Source organism: Salinivibrio sharmensis, from assembly GCF_001995985.1.
GTDB classification, from domain to species: domain Bacteria; phylum Pseudomonadota; class Gammaproteobacteria; order Enterobacterales; family Vibrionaceae; genus Salinivibrio; species Salinivibrio sharmensis.
Map to the genome: position 1 here is coordinate 111998 of NZ_MUFC01000001.1, position 25872 is coordinate 137869.

Annotated in this window: 25 protein-coding genes and 1 riboswitch; of the genes, 12 read left to right on the top strand and 13 right to left on the bottom strand. The window is 50.0% G+C overall.

Annotated features, from left to right (window positions below; translation table 11 throughout):
- Nucleotides 1-119: 119 nt before the first annotated feature.
- From ald to infA, 7 genes are all read left to right on the top strand, one after another.
- A complete protein-coding gene (ald, locus tag BZG74_RS00550; protein WP_077770900.1) occupies nucleotides 120-1244 on the top strand; it encodes an alanine dehydrogenase in 1125 nt (374 codons plus the stop codon).
- A gap of 119 nt (nucleotides 1245-1363) precedes the next feature.
- Nucleotides 1364-2326 (top strand): thioredoxin-disulfide reductase, encoded by a 963-nt coding sequence (gene trxB / locus BZG74_RS00555; protein WP_077770901.1) that lies wholly within the window; start codon nucleotides 1364-1366, stop codon nucleotides 2324-2326.
- Between the two features lie 77 nt (nucleotides 2327-2403).
- On the top strand, nucleotides 2404-4173 hold the full coding sequence (gene cydD / locus BZG74_RS00560) for a heme ABC transporter permease/ATP-binding protein CydD (RefSeq protein ID WP_077770902.1): 1770 nt from the start codon (nucleotides 2404-2406) through the stop codon (nucleotides 4171-4173).
- Nucleotides 4166-5884, top strand: coding sequence for a heme ABC transporter ATP-binding protein/permease CydC (gene cydC / locus BZG74_RS00565; protein ID WP_077770903.1), 1719 nt, complete (start codon nucleotides 4166-4168; stop codon nucleotides 5882-5884). Before cydD ends, cydC begins: the two co-directional genes overlap by 8 nt.
- A 14-nt stretch (nucleotides 5885-5898) precedes the next feature.
- Nucleotides 5899-6612, top strand: coding sequence for a leucyl/phenylalanyl-tRNA--protein transferase (gene aat, locus BZG74_RS00570; RefSeq protein WP_077770904.1), 714 nt, complete (start codon nucleotides 5899-5901; stop codon nucleotides 6610-6612).
- Nucleotides 6609-7334, top strand: a complete 726-nt coding sequence (locus BZG74_RS00575; RefSeq protein ID WP_077770905.1) for an arginyltransferase — start codon at nucleotides 6609-6611, stop codon at nucleotides 7332-7334. Before aat ends, BZG74_RS00575 begins: the two co-directional genes overlap by 4 nt.
- Before the next feature lie 129 nt (nucleotides 7335-7463).
- Nucleotides 7464-7682 (top strand): translation initiation factor IF-1, encoded by a 219-nt coding sequence (gene infA / locus BZG74_RS00580; RefSeq protein ID WP_021022425.1) that lies wholly within the window; start codon nucleotides 7464-7466, stop codon nucleotides 7680-7682.
- 85 nt (nucleotides 7683-7767) lie between these two features.
- Here infA and clpA read toward each other — a convergent pair whose 3' ends face one another.
- Both clpA and clpS read right to left on the bottom strand, forming a co-directional pair.
- Nucleotides 7768-10023: an ATP-dependent Clp protease ATP-binding subunit ClpA gene (gene clpA, locus BZG74_RS00585; RefSeq protein ID WP_077770906.1), complete on the bottom strand. Its 2256-nt coding sequence runs from the start codon at nucleotides 10021-10023 to the stop codon at nucleotides 7768-7770.
- Nucleotides 10024-10068: 45 nt separating this feature from the next.
- Nucleotides 10069-10389 (bottom strand): ATP-dependent Clp protease adapter ClpS, encoded by a 321-nt coding sequence (gene clpS, locus BZG74_RS00590; RefSeq protein WP_077770907.1) that lies wholly within the window; start codon nucleotides 10387-10389, stop codon nucleotides 10069-10071.
- A gap of 806 nt (nucleotides 10390-11195) precedes the next feature.
- Here clpS and cspD point away from each other — a divergent pair.
- A complete protein-coding gene (cspD, locus tag BZG74_RS00595; protein ID WP_046073528.1) occupies nucleotides 11196-11417 on the top strand; it encodes a cold shock domain-containing protein CspD in 222 nt (73 codons plus the stop codon).
- 75 nt (nucleotides 11418-11492) lie between these two features.
- On the opposite strand, the gene BZG74_RS00600 is transcribed toward cspD, so the two are convergent.
- Together BZG74_RS00600 and BZG74_RS00605 are read right to left on the bottom strand one after the other, a co-directional pair.
- Nucleotides 11493-12074, bottom strand: coding sequence for a thymidine kinase (locus BZG74_RS00600; RefSeq protein ID WP_077770908.1), 582 nt, complete (start codon nucleotides 12072-12074; stop codon nucleotides 11493-11495).
- Nucleotides 12075-12181: 107 nt separating this feature from the next.
- Entirely contained in the window at nucleotides 12182-13765 is a 1584-nt protein-coding gene (locus BZG74_RS00605) for a Na+/H+ antiporter NhaC family protein (protein WP_077770909.1), read from the bottom strand.
- An 88-nt stretch (nucleotides 13766-13853) separates the two neighbouring features.
- A riboswitch (Lysine riboswitch) is annotated at nucleotides 13854-14035 on the bottom strand.
- Nucleotides 14036-14308: 273 nt separating this feature from the next.
- Between BZG74_RS00605 and BZG74_RS00610 the strand changes: the two genes are divergently transcribed.
- Nucleotides 14309-14734, top strand: coding sequence for an H-NS family histone-like protein (locus BZG74_RS00610; protein ID WP_077770910.1), 426 nt, complete (start codon nucleotides 14309-14311; stop codon nucleotides 14732-14734).
- 51 nt (nucleotides 14735-14785) lie between these two features.
- Here the strand turns inward: BZG74_RS00610 and BZG74_RS00615 are convergent, their stop codons facing one another.
- Together BZG74_RS00615 and BZG74_RS00620 are read right to left on the bottom strand one after the other, a co-directional pair.
- Nucleotides 14786-15757, bottom strand: a complete 972-nt coding sequence (locus BZG74_RS00615) for a lytic murein transglycosylase (RefSeq protein ID WP_077770911.1) — start codon at nucleotides 15755-15757, stop codon at nucleotides 14786-14788.
- Between the two features lie 10 nt (nucleotides 15758-15767).
- Nucleotides 15768-16043, bottom strand: a complete 276-nt coding sequence (locus BZG74_RS00620) for a YcgL domain-containing protein (RefSeq protein ID WP_077770912.1) — start codon at nucleotides 16041-16043, stop codon at nucleotides 15768-15770.
- Nucleotides 16044-16311: 268 nt separating this feature from the next.
- On the opposite strand from BZG74_RS00620, the gene minC reads away from it, so the two are divergent.
- The 3 genes from minC to minE are packed head-to-tail and all read left to right on the top strand — an operon-like array spanning nucleotide 16312 to nucleotide 18075.
- Complete coding sequence (minC, locus tag BZG74_RS00625; protein ID WP_077770913.1) at nucleotides 16312-16974, top strand: septum site-determining protein MinC; 663 nt, start codon at nucleotides 16312-16314, stop codon at nucleotides 16972-16974.
- A gap of 17 nt (nucleotides 16975-16991) precedes the next feature.
- A complete protein-coding gene (minD, locus tag BZG74_RS00630) occupies nucleotides 16992-17804 on the top strand; it encodes a septum site-determining protein MinD (protein WP_069361429.1) in 813 nt (270 codons plus the stop codon).
- A gap of 1 nt (nucleotide 17805) precedes the next feature.
- A complete protein-coding gene (minE, locus tag BZG74_RS00635; protein ID WP_046073536.1) occupies nucleotides 17806-18075 on the top strand; it encodes a cell division topological specificity factor MinE in 270 nt (89 codons plus the stop codon).
- A gap of 73 nt (nucleotides 18076-18148) precedes the next feature.
- Here minE and rnd read toward each other — a convergent pair whose 3' ends face one another.
- The 7 genes from rnd to BZG74_RS00670 form a co-directional block, all read right to left on the bottom strand.
- Nucleotides 18149-19282 carry a ribonuclease D gene (gene rnd / locus BZG74_RS00640; protein WP_077771117.1) on the bottom strand — a complete coding sequence of 378 codons (1134 nt, stop codon included), beginning with the start codon at nucleotides 19280-19282 and terminating at the stop codon, nucleotides 18149-18151.
- An 85-nt stretch (nucleotides 19283-19367) separates the two neighbouring features.
- Nucleotides 19368-21059: a long-chain-fatty-acid--CoA ligase FadD gene (gene fadD / locus BZG74_RS00645; protein ID WP_077770914.1), complete on the bottom strand. Its 1692-nt coding sequence runs from the start codon at nucleotides 21057-21059 to the stop codon at nucleotides 19368-19370.
- A gap of 121 nt (nucleotides 21060-21180) precedes the next feature.
- A complete protein-coding gene (locus BZG74_RS00650; protein WP_235605685.1) occupies nucleotides 21181-22140 on the bottom strand; it encodes an alpha/beta fold hydrolase in 960 nt (319 codons plus the stop codon).
- A gap of 18 nt (nucleotides 22141-22158) precedes the next feature.
- Nucleotides 22159-22707 carry a Slp family lipoprotein gene (locus BZG74_RS00655; protein ID WP_077770915.1) on the bottom strand — a complete coding sequence of 183 codons (549 nt, stop codon included), beginning with the start codon at nucleotides 22705-22707 and terminating at the stop codon, nucleotides 22159-22161.
- A gap of 22 nt (nucleotides 22708-22729) precedes the next feature.
- Complete coding sequence (locus BZG74_RS00660; RefSeq protein ID WP_077770916.1) at nucleotides 22730-23032, bottom strand: hypothetical protein; 303 nt, start codon at nucleotides 23030-23032, stop codon at nucleotides 22730-22732.
- Nucleotides 23033-23065: 33 nt separating this feature from the next.
- Nucleotides 23066-23761: a tRNA (adenosine(37)-N6)-threonylcarbamoyltransferase complex dimerization subunit type 1 TsaB gene (tsaB, locus tag BZG74_RS00665; protein WP_077770917.1), complete on the bottom strand. Its 696-nt coding sequence runs from the start codon at nucleotides 23759-23761 to the stop codon at nucleotides 23066-23068.
- Complete coding sequence (locus tag BZG74_RS00670) at nucleotides 23762-25726, bottom strand: ATP-dependent DNA helicase (protein ID WP_077770918.1); 1965 nt, start codon at nucleotides 25724-25726, stop codon at nucleotides 23762-23764.
- Nucleotides 25727-25872 lie beyond the last annotated feature (146 nt).

Below are 25872 nucleotides of genomic sequence, written 5' to 3' on the forward strand. Positions count from 1 at the left end.
AATAACATCTAAATGATTTTCAGCATCAAATGCTGGTTTATTGCCTTTATACTAGCCTGAAAATTGACAATATCAATAACAAGCCAGCCGATAACACTGAATAAACAAGAGGTGACAGCATGATCATTGGCGTTCCAAAAGAAATCAAAAACCATGAGTACCGCGTTGGTATGGTACCCGCGAGTGTTCGCGAGCTTATTTCTCACGGCCACTCTGTCTACGTAGAGACCAACGCAGGTAATGGTATTGGTTTCTCTGACGACGACTATATAGCCGCCGGCGCGTCTATCCTTCCCACTGCTGCTGACGTCTTTGCTAAAGCAGAAATGATCGTCAAGGTAAAAGAGCCACAAGCCGTTGAGCGTGCGATGCTCCGTGAAGGACAGATTTTGTTCACCTATTTGCATCTTGCACCAGATTTTCCGCAAACAGAAGACTTAATTAAAAGTAAAGCCATCTGTATTGCCTACGAAACGGTAACAGATTCTAAAGGTCGATTGCCACTACTTGCGCCTATGTCTGAGGTTGCCGGTCGTATGTCTATTCAAGCAGGTGCACAAGCGCTTGAGAAATCACATGGTGGTTCAGGCATGCTGCTCAGCGGTGTGCCCGGTGTTGAGCCGGCTAAAATCGTGGTACTAGGCGGTGGCGTAGTTGGCTCTAACGCTGCACGGATGGCGGTTGGCCTGCGTGCTGACGTGACTATTCTCGACAAAAATGTCGACACCCTACGTCGCCTCGATGAAGAGTTCCAAGGGCGTGCCAAAGTGGTGTACTCCACCGAGGAGACCCTGGAGCAACACGTGCTGAACGCTGATCTAGTCGTGGGCGCAGTACTGATCCCAGGGGCTGCTGCACCTAAGCTGGTGAACGAAGATCATATCAAACGTATGAAGCCCGGCGCAGCGGCTGTGGATGTGGCTATTGATCAAGGCGGCTGTTTCGCGACTTCACATGCGACCACTCATGCCGATCCAACCTATATCGTCGACGACGTGGTGCACTACTGTGTCGCTAACATGCCAGGCGCGGTGGCACGTACCTCTACTGTCGCACTAAACAATGCCACACTGCCATATATTGTTAAGCTGGCTAACAAGGGCTATCGCGATGCCTTGGTGGAAGACCAACACCTGCGCAATGGCCTGAATGTTATCGGCGGTCAAGTCACGATTAAAGAAGTCGCTGAAGGCTTTGATTTGCCGTATGTTGATGCCATGGACGCACTGAGGTCTGCGCATTAATCGGCTGCGCCAATCATAGAAATCGAGGGCACCATCACGGTGCCCTTTCTTTACCTTTCTAATTTACCTACAATCAGTCCATTCAAAAAAACGAACCTCTTTCCTGCTCGGAGACGTGAATGAGTAACATTAAGCATGCGAACCTTTTGATCTTGGGTTCAGGCCCGGCTGGCTACACGGCCGCTGTTTATGCCGCGCGCGCTAACTTAAACCCAGTAATGGTGACTGGAATGCAGCAAGGTGGGCAATTGACCACCACCACCGATGTCGAAAACTGGCCAGGAGACCCAGAGGGACTGACAGGACCGGCGTTAATGGATCGCATGAAAGCCCATGCGGAAAAGTTTGACACCGAGATCATTTTTGATCACATCAATGAGGTGGATTTGTCCTCACGTCCGTTCCGCCTAAAAGGCGATAACGGCGAGTTTACTTGTGATGCATTGATCATATCTACCGGCGCGTCAGCACAATACCTCGGCTTGCCGTCTGAAGACGCATTCAAAGGACGTGGTGTCTCAGCGTGTGCGACCTGTGATGGTTTTTTCTATCGCAACCAAAAAGTCGCGGTGATCGGCGGTGGTAACACCGCAGTCGAAGAGGCGTTATACCTGTCTAACATTGCCTCAGAGGTGCATGTTGTTCATCGTCGCGACACCTTCCGTGCTGAAAAGATTCTCGTTGATCGCATGATGGATAAAGTGAAAAACGGGAACATCGTGCTACACACTAACCGCGTACTCGATGAAGTATTAGGCGATGAAATGGGCGTGACCCAAGCACGCTTGAAAGATACCCAGAGTGATGAAACCGAAACGCTGGATGTGATGGGCGTGTTTGTTGCCATCGGCCACAAGCCGAATACCGACATTTTTGCTGGCCAACTCGACATGGAAAATGGCTACATCAAGGTCGAGTCGGGTCTCAATGGCAACGCCACCCAAACCAGTGTTGAAGGTGTGTTTGCCGCCGGTGACGTGATGGATCATGTATATCGTCAAGCGATTACTTCTGCCGGTACTGGCTGTATGGCGGCGCTGGATGCCGAGCGTTTTCTCGACGCTTTAGCCGATAAAAAATAAGCCCATGCTCTCATGCAGGCTGCCATTCGGTGGCCTGCCCAGCCTATTTGTAGGCTCTCATAAAATAATAAGACGATATGGATAAATCTAAACAGCGGGCGCTAACCCAATGGCTCAAGTCGCAGAGCACGTTAGCCAAACCCTGGTTAGTTGCGACGATTAGTATTGCACTCCTCTCCGGTGTGCTTTTGATTGCCCAAGCAGCACTTCTCGCCCACCTGCTGCACCAATTGATTATTGAACAAACAGATAAATTCGCGCTGCTCCCAAGCTTTGTCGCCTTAGCTGGCATCGTGCTAGCACGTGCGGTATGCAGTTGGGCAAAAGAGCAAACGGGCTACCGCTGTGGTGAAGCCATTCGCCAACATATCCGTCACCTGATACTGAACCGACTCGATGCGCTGGGGCCGGTAACGATTCAAGGGCGCCCGGCGGGAAGCTGGGCGAGCCTTATTTTGGAACAAGTGGAAGAGTTACAAGATTTTTTCGCTCGTTATCTACCGCAGATGGCTATTGCCGTGCTGATCCCCTTGGTGATCTTGGTTGCCGTATTCCCAATCAATTGGGCATCAGGCGTGATCTTTTTAGTCACCGCCCCGCTCGTGCCTCTTTTTATGGCGTTAGTCGGCATCAAGGCCGCAGATGCCAACCGCAAGAATTTCAAGGCACTGCAGCGTCTGTCAGGCTATTTTTACGATCGCTTGCGCGGCCTTCCGACCCTCAAGCTGTTTAACCGGGTCGACGCGGAAGCCGACCAACTTCACCTCGCCTCACACACGTTTCGTCAACGTACCATGGAGGTGCTGCGTCTCGCCTTTTTGTCATCGGCTGTGCTGGAATTTTTTACCGCGATTTCCATTGCCGTTGTCGCGGTCTATTTTGGTTTTAGCTTTATTGGTGAGCTCGACTTTGGCCATTATGGCGCCCCTATATCGCTATTTACTGGGTTATTTGTGCTGGTGCTCGCGCCTGAGTTTTACCAGCCATTACGTGATCTTGGCACGTTTTATCACGCCAAAGCCCAAGCGATTGGGGCTGCCGAATCCATCGTCGAGTTTCTCGATGCGCAACCCGATACCGGCACACAAGGCCAAGAGACACCCGATCTCGAGGCTGTGACCATCACCGCGCGCGATCTCGAAGTGCTCAGCCCTGATGGCCATGTCTTGGCAGGGCCGCTCAACTTTGACGTCAAAGCCGGTGAGCATATTGCACTTGTCGGCGTCAGCGGTGCAGGGAAATCAAGCTTGCTTAATGCGCTACTCGGCTTTTTACCCTACCGTGGCCGTCTTAGCATCAATGGCTGTGAACGCAGTGAACTTGATTTGACGCATTGGCGTCAGTCGATAAGCTGGGTTGGACAAAACCCACAACTTTTCCATGGCAGTATTCGCGACAATATTGCCCTCGCCAACCCAGAAGCGAGCCCTGAGACAATCAATCAGGTGATGACCCAAGCGTACGTAGATGAGTTTGTGATGCGACTGACCGACGGTTTAGCGCACTTTGTCGGCGACCGAAATGGTGGTTTATCGGTGGGCCAAGCGCAACGTATCGCTGTCGCACGGGCGTTGCTACAAAATGGCGCACTGTGGGTGCTGGATGAGCCAACCGCAAGTTTGGATGCACACAGTGAACAACGCGTGCTGGACACCTTGCATGCCGCCACCCAAGGTAGAACCTGTATTCAGGTTTCCCATCGTTTAGATACGCTGGCAACCAGTGACCAAGTTTGGGTCATGATGAACGGCAAGTTAGTACAACAAGGCCCTTATCACACACTGGCAGAAACCGGCCCGCTGGCAGAAATGCTGGCTTCCGCCGATAGGAGAAATCTCGATGCGTGAACTACTGCCTTATCTTCGCCTCTATAAACGTCACTGGTTTGGATTAAGTCTGGGGATGGTGTTGGCGTTTGCCACCTTGTTTGCCGCTATTGGACTGTTAACGCTCTCCGGCTGGTTTATTGCTGCTGCGGCTGTCGCTGGCCTAGCGAGCATCGCCACCTTTAATTACATGCTGCCCGCCGCCGGTGTGCGTGGCTTTTCTATTGGGCGTACATTCGGGCGTTGGGCTGAACGTGTGGTCAGCCACAATGCCACCTTCAAGCTGTTGGCGGATTTGCGGGTATCCTTTTTTCGCAAGCTCGCCCCTTTAGTGCCAGACCAAAGTCTGAACATGCGTGATGGCGATTTACTCAATCGCATGGTTGCCGACGTCGATGCCATGGACCATGTTTATCTTCGACTCATTAGCCCTATGGTTGTCGGCATCCTAGGCATTGTGGCTGTGAGTCTGTTTTTAGGTTGGTTTGATCCAATACTTGGCATGGCGCTTGGGCTGACACTACTGGTGTTATTGGTTGGACTTCCTATCATTTTTTATCGTTTGGGTAATGATCAAGGCCGTGCTCAATTGGAGCAAAACGCAGCCACGCGCATTGCACTGCTCGATTGGTTGCAAGGGCACGCCGAGCTGGCTTTATTTGGCGCACGTGACCGTTATCGCGCCCGTATCGATGACAGCGAGCAAGCGATGCTTCACGCACAAGCCAATATGGCGCGTATCACCGGGCTGGCCAATGCCGTGCTCGTTGCAGCAACAGGTTTAACACTGGTCGGTATGATATGGCTTGCGGCGGACGGGGTTGGTAGTCGTCTACCCGGCCCAATGATCGCCATGGTGGCTTTCACTACCATGGCAAGTTTTGAGTTGATGATGCCGATCACTGCCGCGTTCCAATACCTGGGCAAAACGCTTACCGCCGCGAAACGGCTCAATGCGATCACCGAGCGCACACCGAGTGTCCCTTTCCCCTCACAAGGACATTCTGGCCCCGCCATCGGCACCATTAGCTTTGATAACGTCAGTTACCAATACCCTGGCGCAGCACAAGACGCAGTTTCAAATATCTCGCTCCACGTGACACCGGGACAAACACTGGCACTGTTGGGTAGGACGGGGTGTGGCAAATCAACCTTATTGAACTTGGTCACCCGAGCGTGGGATCCCACCCAAGGTCAAATTACCCTTGATGATGTGCCGCTAACACAATGGCAAGAGCCAGCGCTGCGTGACGCAATGTCCGTGGTAACGCAAAAAGTCGATCTGTTTAATGGCACATTGCGCGATAACCTTGCACTCGCCAATCCTCATGCGTCAGACGATGTTTTAGCATCAACCCTAGAACGTGTTGGCTTGGGTGGGCTGCTAGAGGGTCAAGGGCTAGATGCTTGGTTGGGCGATGGCGGACGACAGCTTTCCGGTGGCGAGCGCCGCCGCTTGGGGATTGCTCGCGGGTTACTGCATCCCGCCCCTATCATGCTACTCGATGAACCCACCGAAGGGCTTGATGTGCAAACCGAGGCGGAGATCCTATCCTTACTACACACACATTGTCAGGATAAAACCGTGGTGATCATCACCCATCGCTTAGTCGGATTAGCACACATGGACAAAATATGCCTAATGGATGCAGGCCAAATTATTGAGCAAGGTACACACTCGTCGTTGCTCGCTCAGAATGGCCGCTATGCGCAACTCATGAACCGCTTGTAACGAGAGCGTGTAATATGACCCTCTTTTTACCGCCTTTAGCGCAAGATGATTTTCGCTTCCCGCCCGTTGACGAGGCACTCTCTCACCCCGATGGCTTGCTTGCCATTGGGGGAGACCTATCGCCCGCGAGACTGATGTCCGCTTATCGCAGTGGCATTTTCCCTTGGTTTGGCGAAGATGACCCTTTGCTATGGTGGTCGCCAAGTGAAAGGGCCGTGATCCAACCCTCTGATTTCCATGCCAGTCGCAGTTTGCGTAAAGCCGCCAAAAAGTCCGCGTATACCATCACGCTCAACCACGCATTCAAAACAGTGATTGCTACCTGTGCAGCCATTCGTGGACCTGAACAGACTTGGATTACCGATGAGATGCAAGCCGCTTACTGCCAGCTTCATACTCAAGGCGATGCGCACAGTGTCGAAGTCTGGCAAAACGATCTCCTTGTCGGTGGACTCTATGGCGTTGCCGTTGGTCAGGTGTTCTGTGGCGAATCAATGTTTTCCAAAGCCACCAATGCCTCTAAATTTGCACTTTGGCAATTCAGTCAATATTTTGCGCAGCTGGGTGGCCGTTATATTGATTGCCAAATGATGACACCACATTTAGCCTCTTTGGGCGCCAAACCCTGGACACGTGATGCGTTTATCACCGCGCTGCAAGCTCATCGCGACCGGCCCATTATCCAGGGCTGCCAACCGCAGCAGATCGCAGATTGGAGACCACAATGAGTGTGGGGATCCAGGTTGGCGTTACACCGACCGCACCTTGCCAATATTTACCCCGTCAGCAAGAGCAGCTGGCGGTGGTAATGTCTGCCGATTATCATACCCCCGAGCGGTATGGCGCGCTCCTGGCGGCAGGTTTCCGTCGTAGTGGCAACCTCATTTATCGACCACATTGCTCACAGTGCCAGGCTTGCCAAGCGCTTCGAGTAGATGTGAACCAATATCAACCCTCAAAAAGCCAAAAACGTCATCGCAGTCAGCTCCAGCGCCTCGACATCAAGGTGAGTGAACAGCTCGATGAAAACTGGTTTAGCCTCTATCAAAAATACATCGCCGCCCGTCATGCTGATGGCAATATGTACCCGGCTAAGCGTCAAGACTTTCTCGATTTTGTCAGCAGTGACTGGCTGTCACCTCGCTTTATTCACTTGTATCAGCGCGATCACGACCAGCCGACCTTGGTAGCTATCGCCGTAACCGATGTTGTCAACGATGGCTTGAGCGCACTCTACACATTTTTCGACCCCGACCACCGCTTCTCGCTTGGACGCGTCAGTATTCAAGCACAGCTTCAGCTAGCGGACTCACTCGGATTACCTTGGCTCTATTTGGGCTATCAAATCGATGCCTGCTCAGCAATGCGCTACAAAGCGGACTATTATCCACATCAACGCTTTATCAACCAGCAGTGGCGGGCGTTTTCCTGGCCGGTTATTCCACAATAGTGGCTATTTTTTCTAGCAAGGAGCGTCCCAACAGGGTAAAATTCGCACCCGAACTTTACAGACTTTCAGAATAGAGGCATTATCTGTCGGTCAAAAAATTGGCTACCAGAAGAGGCCTAAGAGGATTCAATGGCAAAAGAAGACGTAATTGAAATGCAAGGTACCGTACTCGATACGTTGCCTAATACTATGTTCCGTGTAGAACTAGAAAACGGTCACGTGGTGACTGCCCACATTTCAGGCAAGATGCGCAAGCACTACATCCGCATCCTGACCGGCGACAAAGTCACTGTTGAAATGACCCCTTACGATTTGTCCAAAGGTCGCATCGTTTTCCGTTCGCGTTAATCCTCCGAACGCGATCAAAAAACCCGGCATTTCTGCCGGGTTTTGCTTTTTATAATCACGACACCTTTTAATGACTGATAGCCTGTTATGCAGGCTCCATTTGATCGCTAAATTGGAAGTCCAATCGGTTATCTTTCAATACCACACGAACCGTCCCCCCGTTAACCAAGCAGCCAAAAAGTAGCTCGTTGGCCAGTGGCTTCTTGAGGTTATCTTGGATAACACGCCCCATCGGCCGTGCTCCCATTGCCTTGTCATAGCCTTCTTCTGCCAGCCAGCGCTTGGCCTCCGACGTCACCTCAAGCGACACTCCTTTGGCGTCCAGTTGGGCTTGTAGCTCAACAATGAACTTATCCACGACTTGCAAGATAACCTGCTCATCCAAGTGGTTAAACCAAATGATGTTGTCCAAGCGGTTACGGAACTCTGGTGAAAACACCTTCTTAATCTCAGACATCGCGTCATGGCTGTGATCTTGCTGAATCAAGCCAATCGATTTGCGCACCGTCTCAGCCACACCCGCGTTGGTGGTCATCACCAAGATAACGTTACGAAAATCCGCTTTACGTCCATTATTATCCGTCAAGGTGCCATTATCCATCACCTGCAGCAGCAGGTTAAAGACGTCTGGGTGTGCCTTCTCGATTTCATCCAACAACACCACGCTGTAGGGGTGTTTGATCACCGCATCGGTTAACAATCCGCCTTGGTCATACCCGACATAACCTGGAGGCGCACCAATCAAGCGGCTCACTGTGTGACGCTCCATATACTCTGACATATCAAAGCGCTGCAGTTCGATGCCCATGGCACGTGCCAACTGCACCGTGACCTCGGTTTTACCGACCCCGGTAGGCCCGGCGAACAAGAAAGAGCCGACGGGTTTATTTTCATCGCCCAAGCCTGCTCTGCTCAACTTAATCGCTTCAGACAGCGCCGTGATGGCAGTATCTTGGCCGAATACTAGCATTTTGAGCTTGTCATCCAGCGATTGCAGCACGTCCTTATCAGACGACGAAATAGATTTCTCAGGAATACGCGCCATTTTCGCAATCATACTCTCAACATCAGGGACGTTGACCGTTTTCTTGCGCTTGCTGGCTGGCGCCATACGACACCGCGCACCTGCTTCATCAATCACATCAATCGCTTTATCTGGCAGATGACGTTCATTGATGTATTTCGCCGACAGCTCAACCGCGGCACGAATTGCCTTATTGGTATAACGCACTTCGTGGTGAGCCTCATATTTGGGCTTCAAACCCATCAGAATCTTGGTGGTATCGTCAATTGATGGCTCAATCACATCAATTTTCTGGAATCGACGCGCCAAGGCGCGCTCTTTTTCGAAAATAGAGCCGTATTCTTGATAGGTCGTCGAGCCGATACAGCGTAGCTTTCCGCTACTGAGGAGCGGCTTGATGAGATTAGCGGCATCGACCTGACCGCCACTCGCGGCACCAGCGCCAATGATGGTATGGATCTCATCGATAAACAGTACCGCATGATCCTCTTTTTCAAGTTGCTTTAAGATCGATTTAAATCGCTTTTCGAAATCGCCACGGTATTTAGTGCCCGCGAGCAACGAGCCAATGTCTAACGAGTAAATCACGCAGTCTTTAATCACATCAGGTACTTGGCCTTCGACAATGCGCCATGCCAAGCCTTCCGCAATCGCCGTTTTACCAACGCCGGCTTCACCAACCAATAGAGGGTTATTCTTGCGACGGCGACACAATACCTGGATGGTACGTTCAAGCTCTTTATCACGACCGATAAGCGGGTCAATCCCACCCACTCGGGCGAGCTGGTTAAGGTTAGTCGCAAAGTTTTCTAACCGATCTTCTCCCGGTTCTGCCCCGGACTCATCCGCGCTCATGTCGCTGCTTGGTAGATCATCCCCTTCGTCTTTGGTCGTACCGTGCGAGATATAATTCACCACGTCGAGGCGGCTGACATCATTCTTTTTCAGCAGATACGCGGCGTGGGACTCTTGTTCACTGAAAATAGCGACCAATACATTCGCACCGCTCACCTCACTGCGGCCTGAAGACTGCACATGAAAAACAGCGCGTTGGAGTACTCGCTGAAAACTCAGCGTCGGTTGTGTTTCCCGCGACTCGTCATCTGCGGGGATAAGCGGCGTTGTTTGCTCAATAAAGGCATCGAGCTCTTTGCGTAGCGCCTCCAAGTCCGCGCGGCATGCCACGAGCGCGTCGTGCGCAGCCGCATTCTCGATTAACGCGAGAAGCAGGTGCTCCACCGTCATGAATTCGTGGCGTTTCTCACGCGCACGTGCAAACGCGCCATTCAAACTGGCTTCAAGTTCTTTGTTAAGCATAAAGGCACCTCCCTCAAAAACCGCGCTAAAGCGTGATGGAGCCGGCTAAGCTTTCTCCATCGTACACAGGAGAGGATGACCATGCTCTTTGGCATACATCATCACCTGTGCCACTTTCGTTTCAGCAACCTCGGCGGTAAACACGCCACAGACCGCTTTTCCTTCATAGTGCACCGTCAGCATGACTTGTGTCGCTTTGTCCACGTCCATGGCAAAAAACGTTTGGAGCACTTCGATGACAAACTCCATCGGCGTGTAGTCATCGTTGTTTAGCACCACCTTATACATCGATGGTGGTTGCAATTTTGTCTTTTCTGACGTCTCAATGTCTGCGTCAGGCAAACCCCACTGGTTCCAATTACTCATAACTCATTCAATGCATTGTTAGGGTGTCTAGGTAAGTGATGTGGCGGGGCACTACTGCCATCCACGATTCCCGTCCACCTATACTTAAAGTTAAGCCACAGATTGTATTCCAGCAACCTTTTCATTGCGAACATCGTCTGCCTGAGCAATTGTTAATCATCACACTGTCTAATAGTGTTGAATGGCGGATTTCGTTCACCCTGACCGCTAAAAGCCCTTTGTATCGCCCTGCATCGGGATGCATAAAAAACAAGACACAGAAAAACCATGAGGCGTATTCTTTCTTATGCCTCCCTGACGCAAAAGCTAACGTTTCTGCCTTCGCCTTCTCAGGATACAATATTCACTAAATGTTCATCTTTACGCAAAACTGGCATGGGAGCATAGTGGGTTCACCCTCGCTCAGACAAAATAGTTAAGTAATAAAGAGCAGACTCTTAGCATAAAAAGCAATAAACAGCCAGCATTTAGCGTGTCTATCACTTGGTTGGCGTATTATTAGTGATGAAATATGCTGTCGTTACGCTAAATAATCTATGCAATTGAGGTGTCTGTTGCCGGATAAATAATTGCCACTTCCTCACACTTTTTCGATTTGTTATTACATTACTGTTATAAGTTATATCCCACACTTGACTGCCTAAAAGTATCTACTAAAGTGAAACATGTGGTAGGTAAACTGACCATGTCACTTCGGTCAATCCCACGATTGCAGACACACTGGCGTGTCGCGAGTAAGTTTGAAGAAGTGGAATGAGCGCGTTTATCGCAGGTATGCAAAGTTTGATGCAAGAAGGATGTGTCGCATGGAAACTGGTACAGTAAAATGGTTTAACAATGCAAAAGGATTTGGCTTTATTTGTCCGGTAGAGGGAGAAGGAGATGTATTCGCCCACTATTCTACCATCCAAATGGACGGATATAAGACATTAAAGGCAGGTCAAACTGTCAATTACGAGGTTCAGGAAGGACCAAAAGGCTACCATGCCAGCGAGATTGTGCCAGTCGATCAAGAAGCAGCAAAGTAACGCTGCATCCGGTCGGCCAAATGGAAAAGGCGAGCTTGCGGCTCGCCTTTGTTGTTTGTGTCATCGGCAAGTAATTTAAAGCATCCCTAGCATCTGTTTGTAATGCCGACGACAAACCGATACATAACGCTCGTTGCCACCGATGACGACTTGATCACCATCCGCAATGGCGTTGCCTTGGCTATCTTGGCGAATGACGCGGCTCGCTTTTCGCCCACAATGACACACGGTTTTCAGTTCAACGAGCTTATCGGCCCACGCCAGCAAGTATTGTGACCCTTCAAACAGCTCACCACGAAAATCTGTTCTTAATCCGTAGCACAATACGGGGATCCGCAGTTTATCCACTACGTCGGTTAATTCGAGGACTTGTTGTTTGGTTAAAAACTGGCTCTCATCAATCAATAAACAATCAACCTTCTCTTGCGCTAAGATAGTCGCAACATGCTCAAAGAGCGAAGTATGATTATCATAGAGATGCGCATCGGCCTCTAGCCCAATTCGTGAGCTAATTTTCCCTACCCCATAACGATTATCAATCGCTGCTGTGAACAATAGAGGCTGCATACCTCGCTCTTGGTAGTTAAAGGCCGACTGTAAAAGGGTGGTTGATTTACCCGCATTCATTGCCGAGTAATAGAAATATAATTGAGCCATAACCGTCTCTGCACGTAACACCCATTCTGGGCGAGCTGAAATTGATAAACAGGCATGCTACCGCACCAGCAGAAAAAGAAAAGCCCCGCGTGGGCGGGGCTCGGTGTTTAACCAATCAATTTGCAAGGCCGCTTTTTAAGCCACATCAATCCGGCACAAAGAGCAACAAAGGCAAGTACTGTGACGACAAGTGACCAAAGTAAAGAGGCAGTAAAGCCTAATACCAAGAAGCCTACTGTTGAGACAACTGCACCACCTATGGCATACGGTAACTGGGTGGCAACGTGGTCAATGTGGCCGCATCGCGCCCCTGTTGAGGACAAGATGGTGGTATCCGAGATAGGTGAACAATGATCACCAAATACGGCGCCAGCTAATACGGCCGATAACATCGGCAACATCAGTGCGATATCGGTCGCGGCAGCTAGGTCGCCGGCAATCGGTAGCATAATACCAAACGTTCCCCACGATGTGCCTGTCGCAAAGGCCATCACCGCGGCGAGTAAAAAGAGTACAACCGGTAAAAGCTGTGCAGGTAGGTTACCTTCGACTAACGAAGACAGGTACTTGCCGGTTTGTAGATCACCAATAATGTGACCAATCGACCAAGCAAATAGCAAAATGAGGATCGCGCCGAACATTGATTTGGCACCGACCCACAGTGTTTTAGCAACCGCGGATGCAGCGATATTTTGTCTGCCTGTCATCACCAAAGAGATGGCCAAGCCCGCAAGCCCGCCCCACAATAGCGACATACCGACATCGGTATTCTCAAACGCACCAAGGACGGTGAAAGGGAGTTGATCAGACGCCAATGACTGTCCGCCTGTATATAGCATGGCACCGACAGTGGCGACAACCAATACGACGATCGGCGCGACTAAATCGGCCACCGTTCCCGTTTCGCTCTCTTCAATCCCCAAGTCGTCACAGATATCCGCACAGTTTTCGCTTTCATCACCAAGACGACTTCCTTTTTTTGCTTGGTATTCAAATTGGCGCATTGGGCCAATATCCAATTGAAACCACACCACTGCGAATACCAGTAACAAGGCAAAAATCGCGTAGAAATTCATCGGAATCATGGTGACAAACGCGCCTAACGCCGTGTAATCCGTTACCCCATGTGCAACCAAAATCGACCCGATTACCGTAATAATGTAGGCGCCCCAGCTGGATGCAGGCGTAATGACACACATAGGGGCTGCGGTTGAATCAAGGATGTATGCCAGTTTTGCTCGAGAAACGTGGAAGCGATCCGTCACAGGACGGGAAACGGCCCCTACCGCCAAACTATTGAAGTAATCATCGACAAAAATAAATACGCCGAGAAAAGCAGCCAGTAGTTTCGCGCCACGCTTACTTTTAATTCGACTTTGTGCCCAATTAGCAAAAGCACGTGTGCCGCCAGACAAGGATAACAGCGCAGTGATCATCCCCAGCAAAATAAGGAAGCCGAGAATACTCAGATTCCAACTATTTAAGCCACCGTCTGCAAAGAATAGACCGGCTACCACATCAAGCAGATACTGCCCTGCAGGGACAAACGAAAAGTCAGTCAGTAATACGGTACCCAGTACGATCCCCATGCCCAAGGACAATAAAACACGTCGTGTTGCGATCGCGAGGCCTAGCGCCAACAAGGGAGGAAGTAGTGATAAAGCGGATGAAGAAAAATCTGTTAAATTCATGATCTCAGTGTCAACCAAGTGGTTGGAGATCTACTGCAGAAGTGAAGACGGTGAGGCGTGGTATCACACGGCAAACAACTTGCCTCCTACATACAGTAGCGCTCCATAGTGTGTTTCTAAGTACTATGGCAGTGCTGTCCCTATTCGGTAACAGCCCCAGCTCAATCGGTGTGATGACCAGACTGGCTTCGGCGTTGATTCCTTTTATGCGCCCTCTTTGGTATCACCCTCTTGCGCACGACTCATAAACAACGCACCTCTACGTTAAGCGTGGTGCATTCTACACATCGTGCTTACTATCGCAACTGTTTATGGTTGAAAAAACGCCGAACAGCCCCAAACAGCTTTAATGCCAATAAAACACTTCCTTTATTCTATTTTTTTAGACATCACCACCAAAAAGGCACAGATAATTTGATCGACATTTGCAGATAACTTGTAAATATTAAATAATATGACCTATTAATATAGGTAACATTGTATATTTTAATTATAATGCTATCATCTTTTTCGATTAACATATAAAGCAAATAGGAACCAATAATGTCTGATGCAATGAAAGCTCTACTCAATTTGCGTAGCCTACGCGCAGTTGCAAAAGAGATGTCTACTGAACAACTGAACGAAGCCTTAGAAAAACTACAAACGGTTGTTGAAGAGCGCAAAGAAATCGATCGCCAAGCGGAAGCGCAAGAAAAAGAGCGTTTAGAGAAGTTAGAAAAATACCGTGCTATGTTAGAAGCAGACGGTATTGGCCCAGAAGAAATCGTGGCGTTGCTAGGTGGTGCTTCAAAGAGCAAAGCATCGGGTAAACGCGCGACTCGTCCAGCAAAATATCAATATACGGGTGAAGACGGCTCACAAAAGACGTGGACAGGCCAAGGCCGTATGCCTAAGGTTATTCGCGAAGCCACTGAAAGCGGCCAAGCAAAGCTTGAAGATTTTCTTATCCCAGGCCAAGAAGCCTAAGAACTTATCCCAACATAAAAAAAGAGGCGCTCAGCCTCTTTTTTTTATCACTTAATCAAATTTAATTCTATCCGCTAAATGGCTCACTGCTAAGGCAAAATAGTGCGAGCGGTTCCAATTCAATAGACTTTGATAGTTATTATAGACAAGGTACGCTCTACCTTTTTCATCATCAGGCTGAATGAGCCACGCATCAATATCGACTGTGGGTAACGCGTGACCATTCATACGCCGTACCCCACGAGCTTGCCACTCACTTAATGATTGTGCTTTATCACTTTGCGTACCAAGTAATGTACGATCAATCGCTTCAGGTAGCTGAACCTGCCGCCCCCATGTATAGGTATCGTCCCAGCCCGCTTTTCTTAAATAATTGGCCGCAGATGCAAAGACATCAGCTTCTGTTTGCCAAATATCTTTTTTGCCATCTTGGTTTCCATCGACTGCATAGTTAATAAACGAGCTCGGCATGAACTGGCATTGTCCCATTGCGCCTGCCCACGACCCTTTCATTTCTTCGGGAGCAATATGCCCTTGCTGCAGTATTTTCAGTGCAGCCATTGTTTCTTTGCGAAAAAAGGCTTCACGCCGCCCATCAAAAGCTAAGGTTGATAAAGCTTCAATCACGTTATAACTACCCTGGAGCTTGCCAAAATTACTTTCTACTCCCCACAAGGCAACAATAAAACGCGGCTGAACCTGATAGTGTTCACCGATGGTTTTTAGCGCATCGTAATGCTGGCGGTAGAGTTTTTTTGCTTGCGCAACTTTCCAATCCGGCACGGCTCTTGGAATGTACTCATCAAGCGTGAGTCGCCGTTCGGGTTGATTTCGGTCAGAGCTAACCGCGCGCTCGTGGTACGTTATCCCCTTAAAGGCACGTTCGAGTATTGGCTCACTGATGCCAGCTTCCCGGGCCTCGGCTTTCAACGTGGCAACGTATTTATCGAATCCAGGCTTGGCCACTGCAGGAGTTACCAAGAGTGCTGCTGCCATACAGGCTGAAATCATACCTTTGCGCATAGTCTTCCTTTTACAGTTTTTCGTTTTTATTACGAATGGCCTGCAAGGCCGCGTCTGGCGGTGGGGGTAATTGCACAAAAAACCCATCACTTTGCAGGCTTTGCTTAACCTTATTAATGTCAACGGCGGCAAGCTTGTCGCGCTTGTCCAGGTTGATCATCATGGCAAATTCGGGTTGTCCAAAGCTGTTCATTAACGCCTCGGGCACATTATCGAATTTATCTTTCTCTGCTAGATAAAGATAGGTGCCTTCTTTCTTTTTGCTACGATAAATTGCGCAATACATCTCAAAAGTCCTCATGAGCATGCCATAAAACAGGCGATACATTGTCATCTTCGGGTAAAGGTTTGTTAAGCTTTGCAGCAAAGTGTGTCAAAACACGTATCTAGTGCCATTTCTCTCTCAAACACTAAAAAACACTAGTAAGCGGAGAAATAACGCATCAGTGGCAAACCCTGCTTGCCGCATTGGCGCTGTGAATATACCATGCTATCCAACGTCTGATAATGCGCGTCTGACTCGTGTTTAAACGACAAAACCGGGATCGAATAACATGCTCAAACAACCGGAGTTGAAAGGCTCAACATTTACCCTTTCCGTCCTCCACCTCGTTGACGATAATTTTGCTGCCGCGGCAGACATTTTGACAGAAAAAGTCACTCAAGCACCGGCATTTTTTCAAGGGGCGCCTGTTGTTGCTGACATTAGCCGTCTATCACAGCGCCCTGATATTCATGCACTCAAACAGTGCTTACAAGCAACAGGGATGATTCTCGTCGGGCTCACTGGCGTGACTCACAATGATACGCGTCAACTCGCCCTAGAGGCACAATTAGCGGTACTGAAATCGAGTAAACAGTCTCGGGTTGCCGACCCGGTTCAACCGCCGGCAAAAGTCGTGACCACACCGGTGCGTTCCGGCCAACAAATTTATGCGAAAAACGCTGATCTGGTGATCCTCAATCATGTTAGTGCCGGCGCAGAAGTCATTGCCGATGGCAGTATTCATATCTACGGCGTGTTACGGGGTCGAGCGATAGCGGGAGCCAGCGGCCAAAAGCAAGCGCGCATTTATTGTCAGAACCTTCAGTCAGAATTACTGTCAGTAGCAGGAAGCTATTGGCTCAGTGATAAAATTCCATCAGAACATTTAGAGCGCCCCTCAATGGTGTCGCTTAATCAAGAAAGCTTACACATTGACCCCCTCACGCTATAAGAGAATAAGGAAGAGGAATGGCACGAATTATTGTAATCACCTCCGGTAAAGGCGGTGTTGGAAAAACAACGTCGAGTGCAGCATTAGCGACCGGGTTGGCCATGACGGGTAAAAAAACCGCCGTGGTCGATTTTGATATTGGCCTACGCAACCTAGATTTAGTGATGGGTTGTGAGCGCCGCGTGGTCTATGATTTTGTTAACGTCATAAACGGCGAAGCCAATCTCCATCAAGCGTTAATTAAAGACAAACGCGTTGAGAACTTGTTTATTTTACCGGCCTCTCAGACGCGCGATAAAGATGCGTTGACCAAAGAAGGTGTCGAGCGTGTTTTAAAAGACATGGACGAGCTTGGCTTTGAATACATTATTTGCGATTCACCGGCGGGGATTGAAGCTGGCGCGTTGATGGCATTGTATTTTGCAGATGAAGCCATTGTGACCACCAATCCAGAAGTTTCATCCGTACGCGATTCGGATCGAATTCTTGGTATTCTCGATTCTAAATCGCGCCGCGCAGAAAACGGTGAGGATCCGGTCAAACATCACTTGTTACTCACTCGCTATAACCCTGCACGCGTCACCAATGGTGAGATGCTCAGTGTTGAAGATGTAGAAGATATTCTGCGTATTCCACTATTAGGCGTTATCCCGGAGAGCCAGTCGGTGTTGCACGCTTCCAACAAAGGCGAGCCTGTGGTGCTTGACCAAGAGTCAGATGCCGGCCAAGCCTACGAGGATGCAATTGCTCGGTTACTGGGTGAAGAGCGCCCCTTCCGATTTATTGAGGAAGAGCGCAAAGGTTTCCTAAAACGCTTATTTGGAGGCTAATGTGGCACTGCTTGAATTCTTCCGCCCATCAAAGAAAAAATCGGCCAACATTGCCAAAGAGCGTCTGCAAATCATTGTTGCTGAGCGCCGCAGTGCCGATAGCCCAGCTCCCACGTATCTGCCCCAGTTAAAGCAAGATATCTTGGATGTGATTCGCAAATACGTAGATATCGCACCAGACCAAGTGTCTGTTAGCCTCGAGCAAGGGGATGATGACTTGTCTGTGTTGGAGTTAAACGTCACCCTGCCTGAAGAGGGGAAAGAGAGCTAACTCTAACGCGGTTGGGATAATAACAAGAAAGCGGTACCTTTGGGGCACCGCTTTTTTATGCGCGGAATAATCGCTATGTACCAGGGGCGTTAGGGATCATCGCCAGCAAGTCCTTCCCCACAATTCGATAGCGCCAACCCGTGGCGAGATCGGGCCGCTTCTCCTCCTGGCATTGCTCGCGCCATACCCAGGTAATTAACTGGTTCAGCTGTTTCTTTGAACCGATAAACTCAGGCGCAAGGCCCAGTTGGTCCGCCACGGTTTGTACCTGCTCTTTAATATTTTTAATCAACGATTTATAGCCAGGTTCATCCACCAAGCGTGTGATGACAGACGGGCATTTTACTACTGGCGTCTTGTCCGCTTGTGACGCCATTTTTATCAGCGTTTGCGCGTGATAGCGCACTTCATTTTTGTCGAATCCATGTTCATTCATTTGCTCAACGGTACGGATACCGTAGCGTGCCATTTTAAAAAGGTGCTGCTCTTTAACAATGAAGTTGAGTGCCATATTTCGGCGTCGTGCTTCCTTTGCACGCCATTTGGCAAGGGCTTGCAAAACGGCCAGTTGTTGACGATTAAGCTGCCACGCATATTTGATATCGAGGTAAGCGGCCTCATCTGATTTTGCCAGCTGTTTTTTACGGCTCAGCAATGCACACTCTTCCACCATCGCGTCTTGCCACTGAGTCTGCGCCAGTGCTTTGGTCAACGCTTGATAAAGCGGTAGTAAATAGTACACATCGGCGGCTGCATACTGTTTCTGCTTTTCTGTTAGAGGGCGCGCGCACCAATCGGTGCGGGACTCCCCTTTATCCAAGCTGACACCGACATAGCGCTCCACTAAGCTGGCAAAGCCTTCGGAGACGCCATGACCCAAGAAAGCAGCGACAATTTGGGTATCGATCATTGGGGTTGGCAACACCCCAGCATAGTGTTGAAAGACTTCTAAGTCTTCACTGCTTGCGTGCAGTACCTTGGTGACGCGCGTATCACTCAACAACGCCCATAGCGGCGAAAGATCATCGATGGCTAGCGGGTCAATGAGCACAAGGTGCTCGCCATCATAAATCTGAACAAGGCCCAGTTGTGCATAAAAGGTACGCGTGCGGACAAACTCGGTATCAAGCATCACAACAGGTTGTTGACGCAATTGCGCACAGATAGAGGCCAACTGTTGATTTGAGGTGATTTGTTGGTAATTCACAAAAAAGCCCATAAAGAAAATGCCGGCTAGGCCGGCATCTCGTGATTCGTTATCGACAGTTTACCCTTTTCTGGGCCCGTTCGCATTAAGCCGAGGCTTTTTGCTCCGTGGCTTGTGGTTCATCACGTAACTCTCGACGAAGAATTTTACCCACGTTGGTTTTAGGCAGTTCGTCTCTAAACTCCACAACACGTGGCACCTTGTAGCCAGTGAGGTGTTTGCGACAGTGCGCCACAAGGTCATCGCGCGTAAGAGAAGGGTCTTTTTTGACCACACAGATTTTAACCACTTCTCCAGAATTCTCATCCGGCTGACCAATAGCGGCAACTTCTAACACCTTATCATGCAAAGCAACGACATCTTCCACTTCATTAGGATACACATTAAAGCCCGAGACGAGGATCATGTCTTTCTTGCGATCCACGATATGTAAAAAGCCGTCATCGTCAAATTGCACCACATCCCCGGTGGCTAACCAACCATGCTCGTCAATGCTCTCTCGTGTCGCCTCTGGACGATTCCAATACCCTTGCATCACTTGCGGGCCGCGCACTAACAACTCACCCGGTTGATTATCCGCCACATCGTCCCCTTGATCGCCGACGATGCGTACCTCCGTTGATGGCACGGGGAGACCAATGGAGCCGTTATAGTCACGTAAGTCATAAGGGTATGCAGCGACAAGGGGTGAGCACTCTGTTAACCCATAGCCTTCGAGTAGATGCTTGCCCGTTAGCTTTTTCCAACTCTCGGCAACGGCACGTTGTACCGCCATACCACCACCCACTGTCAGGCGCAGATTGGAGAAGTCCAACTCGTGGAAGTCTTCATTGTTAAGCAAGGCATTGAATAACGTGTTAACGCCAGTGATTGCTGTAAACGGATACTTTTGTAGCTCTTTGACAAAGCCTGGAATATCACGTGGATTGGTGATCAATAGGTTTTGTCCACCCATTTCAATAAACAATAGGCAGTTTACCGTGAGGGCGAATACGTGATACAGCGGCAATGCGGTGACCACCAGCTCTTCGCCTGCATTAAGTACCGGCTGATACGTGCCTTTCGCCTGATAGACATTAGCCAGCATATTTCTGTGAGTCAGTACCGCACCTTTCGCCAGCCCCGTGGTGCCACCGGTATATTGTAAAAACGCAATGTCTTCGCCTTTTAAAAAAGGCTTCACGTATTGCATACGTCGGCCACGGCGCAGCGCTTGGCGCATCGAGGTCGCGTGCGGCAAATGATACTTAGGCACCATTTTTTTGACGTACTTGACCACGAAATTAACCAGAGTCCCTTTGGCTCGTGGCAACTGTTCACCCAAGCTGGTCAATACCACATGTTTTACTGGTGTATTATCGACAACCTTCTCTAGCGTGTGAGCAAAGTTACTGACAATCACAATTGCTTTGGCCCCTGCGTCTGTCAACTGGTGCTCAAGCTCGCGGGGGGTATACAGCGGATTAACGTTAACGGCGACACAACCCGCACGCAAAACACCGAACAATGCAATCGGGTATTGCAGCAAGTTCGGCATCATAATGGCAACGCGATCGCCTTTTTTCAGTTTCAGCTCATTTTGTAGATAGGCAGCAAACGCTCGGCTACGCTCTTCCAATTTGCGAAATGTCATGACCTGCCCCATGTTGATGAAGGCAGTTTGGTCTGCGTACTGTTGTACAGAATGTTCAAACATCTCAACGAGAGAGCGATGGGCATCTGGATCTATTTCCGCCGGTACATCCGACGGGTAGCGATTAAGCCATACCTTTTCCACTGGCTTTCTCCTATGTGTTAGCTTGCAGGCCATGTGGCCTACTTCGATCGACGCGAGGCATAATTCAAACAGGTGTTTAACCTACCCACCATAGCGTTAACATTATTGTTACACGAGCATTTTAAGTGCGCGTTTGAATTTTGGTCACAAAATCCGTTATCAACGACACAGTTTGTTGCGGTTGCTGAAGGTGGCAATGATGTGTCCCGGGGAGTTCAACAAGGGTTAGTTGCCGAAACCACCTCGTGCGTTGCTCTGCATCGGCAGCGCGCAGCGCAGGATACCCATCGGTTGCTCGAATCGCGAGTACAGGGCACTCTATCGACTTAATAATCGACTCCCCATGGCCTGGTGCCATCCGATACAATGGCTCATTGCGAAGCTTGGGGTCGTGACGCCAACTGACACCACCATCACATCTCTGGATCCCTCTTGCGACCAACGGCATCAGTTGCTCACTCGCGACCTTGTTGATGGACGCGCGCAATTGTAGCGCCTTGACAGCAGAATCAAAGATGCGCGGACGTTTTTGAGCCGAATTTAAGCGCTGATTAAGACTTTTCGCTATTCGTTCGGTGATTTTGTGCTCAGGTTCAACAATAGGGCCAAGTGCTTCTATCGATATCATGCCATTTATCGATGTAGGAAAGCTGGCCGCATAGCAACTCGCCACTAGCCCTCCCAATGAATGCCCCACCAATATCAAAGGGCCCCTTTCCTCGTTCGGTGACAACAACGCGTGATTGAGCACTTGATGTAAGCTATCGAGATAGTCAAAAAACGGATAATAGTGATCCCCTTTTTTATGCTCAGACAAACCATGCCCGGGCCAATCAAAGAGCAGCACCCCATACTCTTGAGGCAATAACGGGATCAACGGGTGAAAGCTTGCTAGGTTATCTTGCCAACCATGTAAAAAAACCAGTGTCGGCGCTAAGCCGCGTGCCGGGCGTGTTGCCGCAGCCACTGTTACATCGTTAAGTTGTATGGAGGTCGGGGTTAAGCCGGGGGCGACACCAAGCTCTGCAGGGTTAGATGCCAGCAAGGCGTCAAAGGCGCCGGCCAATTGAGAGGTTGTCATTGCGGTCACGTTTAATCGCTAATAAGGTAAGGTAATAACACTTTGCACCCGCCCAGTGCCAACGCCAATGCGCACACGAGAGCAATACAAGCCGTAGCAATACGGCCTATCATCGTCGACAAGGTGCTGCTCTATGTCCCAAAGCTGGTGCCCTTTTACCACGATAACTGGGTAGTCATAGGAGTAATCGCCGACTTTGCCTGATTGACGCTGCTGAAAGTCGCCCAATACCGTAATCGGTCGACCTTTCGCGTAATCTGCCGGTTCGATAAAACCTGGAAAAATCGCTTTGAAACGCCCGAGCGATGAAGCATCGATATCGGGCCGACCCGCATGGGACGTTGGCAAGGCCACAATTTCAACCACAGAGTCGTTTTCACGGTTTTTCACTGCGGCGATAAGCCCGCCTAGACGGACTTCTTCCCCTTGCTGCGCCTTGGTCATCTTTGCGACCACCGGATATTCCGTCACCGGCTGCTCCATTCGACCCTTTAGCGATTCAGGCAAGCTTGTGCAGCCACTCAACACCAAGGCACCCAGTGCAACGACAAACAAATACGGCTTCATTTAAGGCTCCTTCAATGCCACGTCAAACATAAATATCGACGCCAACTAAATTGATCAGTTCCTCGCGCCTTGCTTGATTTAACACCGCGAAATACGATTCCATCGCCTGACGACCGCGACCGTCTGGCAAATCATATTGCACATATGCCTGTTTTGCCTGTTCGGCTTGAGCGATAGAAGCGGGATCCACGCGTTGACGCACCGCCTTAGCAACTTGCGTCGGTTTCGGTGTTTGCTTACGCGTGGCTTGCGGTTTTTTGCCCGTGCGTTGGGGCTGATTCGGCCGGTTAGCTTGTGGGGAGGATACGCCATTAATCGATACCATATTCACTTCCTTATTCCGCCGGCCTCATTCAGGTTATTCGCGCCCTGGCAATTTTTTCCATGTCACTTTATCACGCAGATACGTCGGACTTGCGAGCTCTGCAGCAACCGTTTCTCCCGCGCGGTAGGCGTGCTTGGCAATGTCCAACATATCTTGCGCTTGAGGGTATAACACCTCAGAGGACACAGTCTGCAAAGATAAACGAGCAGCTAGATCAGGATAGGCTGGCCAACCCGTTCCTGCCAATGTCCACGCTCCCTCGGTACACTCAGGGGTGAATGCTTCCGGGGCGACAACCCTCTCTTCACCGACACACTGCCATACGCCAGCGTCAGTCCGCCGATATTGGCCAACATAGAGTTCACCCATACGCGCATCAATCGCCGCTAGTACCTGGGTCGACTCATGTAGCCGATAGCTTTGTGCGGCCATCGCTTCTAGTGTTGAAACACCAATCATGGGCACATCCGCCCCAAACGCTAAACCTTGTGCAATACCGATGCCAATACGCACACCGGTGAAGCTTCCTGGCCCGCGGCCAAACGCCAGAGCATCTAATTGCGCCAGCCCAACACCCGCTTCTGCCAATACCTCATCCACCATGGGTAAGATTTTGTTGGTATGCTCTCGTGGTGCGACTTCACTACGCGCTATGATCTTATTATCACAGCACAATGCCACTGAGCAGTTTTCGGTCGCCGTATCGACGGCAAGTATTCGTAGCGTCATTTAACCCTCTATAGGTTGATCTGATAAATGCGAGTTAATTGGGTTACTCTCGGTGCCACTAACCGACAAAAAATCGTCGATTTGGTGTAAATCCCGCGTGCGCGGGATTGCCGGCAAGCTCCGTAAAAATGTCGCCCCATAGGCGCGGGTCACTAGGCGGTTATCACAAATAACCAGTGCGCCAAAATCTTGTTGGTCTCTAATTAGACGGCCAACCCCTTGCTTTAACGTGATCACTGCCTCGGGGATCTGCACCTGGGCAAAGGGATCCCCACCTTGCAATTTACAGTCCTCAATCCGGGCTTTTAGCAAAGGATCGTCGGGTGAGGCAAAAGGCAGTTTATCGATGATCACGCAACTGAGCGCTTGCCCACGCACATCAATACCCTCCCAAAAGGCGCCCGTCGCCACCAGCAACGCATTGCCCAACGACAAATATTCAGCCAATAGGCGCTGCTTGGGCATCTCACCTTGCATGAGCACCGGCAATGACAGCTGTTCACGAAATAAGGCTGACAGCTCGCGTACCATTTGATGTGACGTACACAGGAAAAAGCAACGGCCTTGGTTACGTTCAATCACTGGCCCCAATAATGCAGCAAGTTTGTTGGCACGACGAAAACTATTGGTTTCCGGTACATGACGAGGCACGCAAAGCCTCGCCTGATTGGGATAGTCAAAGGGGCTTTCCAGTGTCATTTGCTGCTTAGCATCAATTCCTAGGCGGTGGTTAAAATGCGCAAAGTCTCCTTCAACGGCCAAGGTTGCGGAAGTGAAAATCCAAGCACCACCCTGTTCGGCCATTTGCTCACGAAAGCGATCGGCGACCGACAAGGGCGTAATGTTGAGGCTAAAGTGATGCCGCGTACATTCGTACCAATAGGAGTAGCCAGTGATTGAGGTGTCTTTTAAGCGCGCAAGCCGTGCTTTAAATAAGGTAATACGGTCAAACGCAGCGTCAAGTAATTGGCTTCGCCCCAAGGATAACTTCACTACATCATGGGCAAGTTCGAGGGCATCAGCCAATCGTACCAACTCTTTTTCAACCGTGGGCGAAGCCTGAAGTTCACGCCAATTGCCGCGGTAACCGGGCTCGCCCATCACCAAACGCATATCCATTGCCGCTTGTGAGAGACGTTCGGCCACTTTTTCTAATTGGCGAGTATCTCGCAGCTCAGTGCGATAAGCGATATGAATGTCTTTGGCAACATCTTGCAATTGCCGACTGGATAGCGATTGACCAAAATACTGACTGGCGATATCGGGCAACTGGTGCGCTTCATCAAACACCATCACGTCCGCTTCTGGGATCAGCTCGCCAAACCCCGTTTCTTTGATGGCAACATCAGCCAAAAACAAATGATGGTTAACCACCACCACGTCGGCATCCATCGCACGACGTCGGGCTTTGACCACGTAGCAATCTTCGTAGCTCGGGCAATCTTTACCAAGGCAATTGTCATTGGTGGACGTCACAACGGGAATTAGCGGGCTGTCTTCTGCCAGTGCCTCACATTCACTTAGATCCCCCGACTCGGTATACGACGACCACTCGCGAATCTTCACCAGCTGACTCAATTGCCCAGGCTCGCTATCGGGACGATGGCACTCACTAATTTGGCGCTCGAGTCGCTCTGGACACAAGTAATTGACGCGACCTTTCAACAAGGCGGTGGTTCCTGTGTAGCCCAAGGCTGACTTCATCAGCGGTAAATCACGGTGGTAAAGCTGCTCTTGCAGATTTTTCGACCCGGTGCTGATGATCGCCTTTTTACCGCTCAATAAAACCGGGGCGAGATAGGCATAGGTTTTCCCTGTCCCTGTGCCCGCTTCTACCACAAGCTGGCCTTGGTCACGAATTGTTGCATCAACAGCAATCGCCATATCTGTTTGCGGCTGACGAGGTACAAAACCATCAATCGCTTTAGCCAGCGCGCCAGTGTCTGAGAAAACCTTACGGATCATTGTATAAATACACAGGGGGAAAGCCGCCATTATGCCAAACCCCTCTACCGGATGAAACCACTGCCCTGAGAAACCGATGGCGCATCGTAAAATCACTTTGACCTCGCGGCTGAGACAGGGTACAACCGAGGGTTTAGTCATCAGCA

Coding starts and splice junctions, on each gene's coding strand:
- BZG74_RS00660 (WP_077770916.1), bottom strand. CDS start 23,032: ATGGTATCGATTAATGGCGTATCCTCCCCACAAGCTAACCGGCCGAAT.
- BZG74_RS00600 (WP_077770908.1), bottom strand. CDS start 12,074: ATGGCTCAATTATATTTCTATTACTCGGCAATGAATGCGGGTAAATCA.
- aat (WP_077770904.1), top strand. CDS start 5,899: ATGACCCTCTTTTTACCGCCTTTAGCGCAAGATGATTTTCGCTTCCCG.
- BZG74_RS00605 (WP_077770909.1), bottom strand. CDS start 13,765: ATGAATTTAACAGATTTTTCTTCATCCGCTTTATCACTACTTCCTCCC.
- tsaB (WP_077770917.1), bottom strand. CDS start 23,761: ATGACGCTACGAATACTTGCCGTCGATACGGCGACCGAAAACTGCTCA.
- cspD (WP_046073528.1), top strand. CDS start 11,196: ATGGAAACTGGTACAGTAAAATGGTTTAACAATGCAAAAGGATTTGGC.
- minD (WP_069361429.1), top strand. CDS start 16,992: ATGGCACGAATTATTGTAATCACCTCCGGTAAAGGCGGTGTTGGAAAA.
- BZG74_RS00655 (WP_077770915.1), bottom strand. CDS start 22,707: ATGAAGCCGTATTTGTTTGTCGTTGCACTGGGTGCCTTGGTGTTGAGT.
- ald (WP_077770900.1), top strand. CDS start 120: ATGATCATTGGCGTTCCAAAAGAAATCAAAAACCATGAGTACCGCGTT.
- BZG74_RS00615 (WP_077770911.1), bottom strand. CDS start 15,757: ATGCGCAAAGGTATGATTTCAGCCTGTATGGCAGCAGCACTCTTGGTA.
- BZG74_RS00620 (WP_077770912.1), bottom strand. CDS start 16,043: ATGTATTGCGCAATTTATCGTAGCAAAAAGAAAGAAGGCACCTATCTT.
- cydD (WP_077770902.1), top strand. CDS start 2,404: ATGGATAAATCTAAACAGCGGGCGCTAACCCAATGGCTCAAGTCGCAG.
- BZG74_RS00575 (WP_077770905.1), top strand. CDS start 6,609: ATGAGTGTGGGGATCCAGGTTGGCGTTACACCGACCGCACCTTGCCAA.
- infA (WP_021022425.1), top strand. CDS start 7,464: ATGGCAAAAGAAGACGTAATTGAAATGCAAGGTACCGTACTCGATACG.
- cydC (WP_077770903.1), top strand. CDS start 4,166: ATGCGTGAACTACTGCCTTATCTTCGCCTCTATAAACGTCACTGGTTT.
- BZG74_RS00610 (WP_077770910.1), top strand. CDS start 14,309: ATGTCTGATGCAATGAAAGCTCTACTCAATTTGCGTAGCCTACGCGCA.
- clpA (WP_077770906.1), bottom strand. CDS start 10,023: ATGCTTAACAAAGAACTTGAAGCCAGTTTGAATGGCGCGTTTGCACGT.
- minC (WP_077770913.1), top strand. CDS start 16,312: ATGCTCAAACAACCGGAGTTGAAAGGCTCAACATTTACCCTTTCCGTC.
- BZG74_RS00670 (WP_077770918.1), bottom strand. CDS start 25,726: ATGATCCGTAAGGTTTTCTCAGACACTGGCGCGCTGGCTAAAGCGATT.
- clpS (WP_077770907.1), bottom strand. CDS start 10,389: ATGAGTAATTGGAACCAGTGGGGTTTGCCTGACGCAGACATTGAGACG.
- trxB (WP_077770901.1), top strand. CDS start 1,364: ATGAGTAACATTAAGCATGCGAACCTTTTGATCTTGGGTTCAGGCCCG.
- BZG74_RS00650 (WP_235605685.1), bottom strand. CDS start 22,140: ATGACAACCTCTCAATTGGCCGGCGCCTTTGACGCCTTGCTGGCATCT.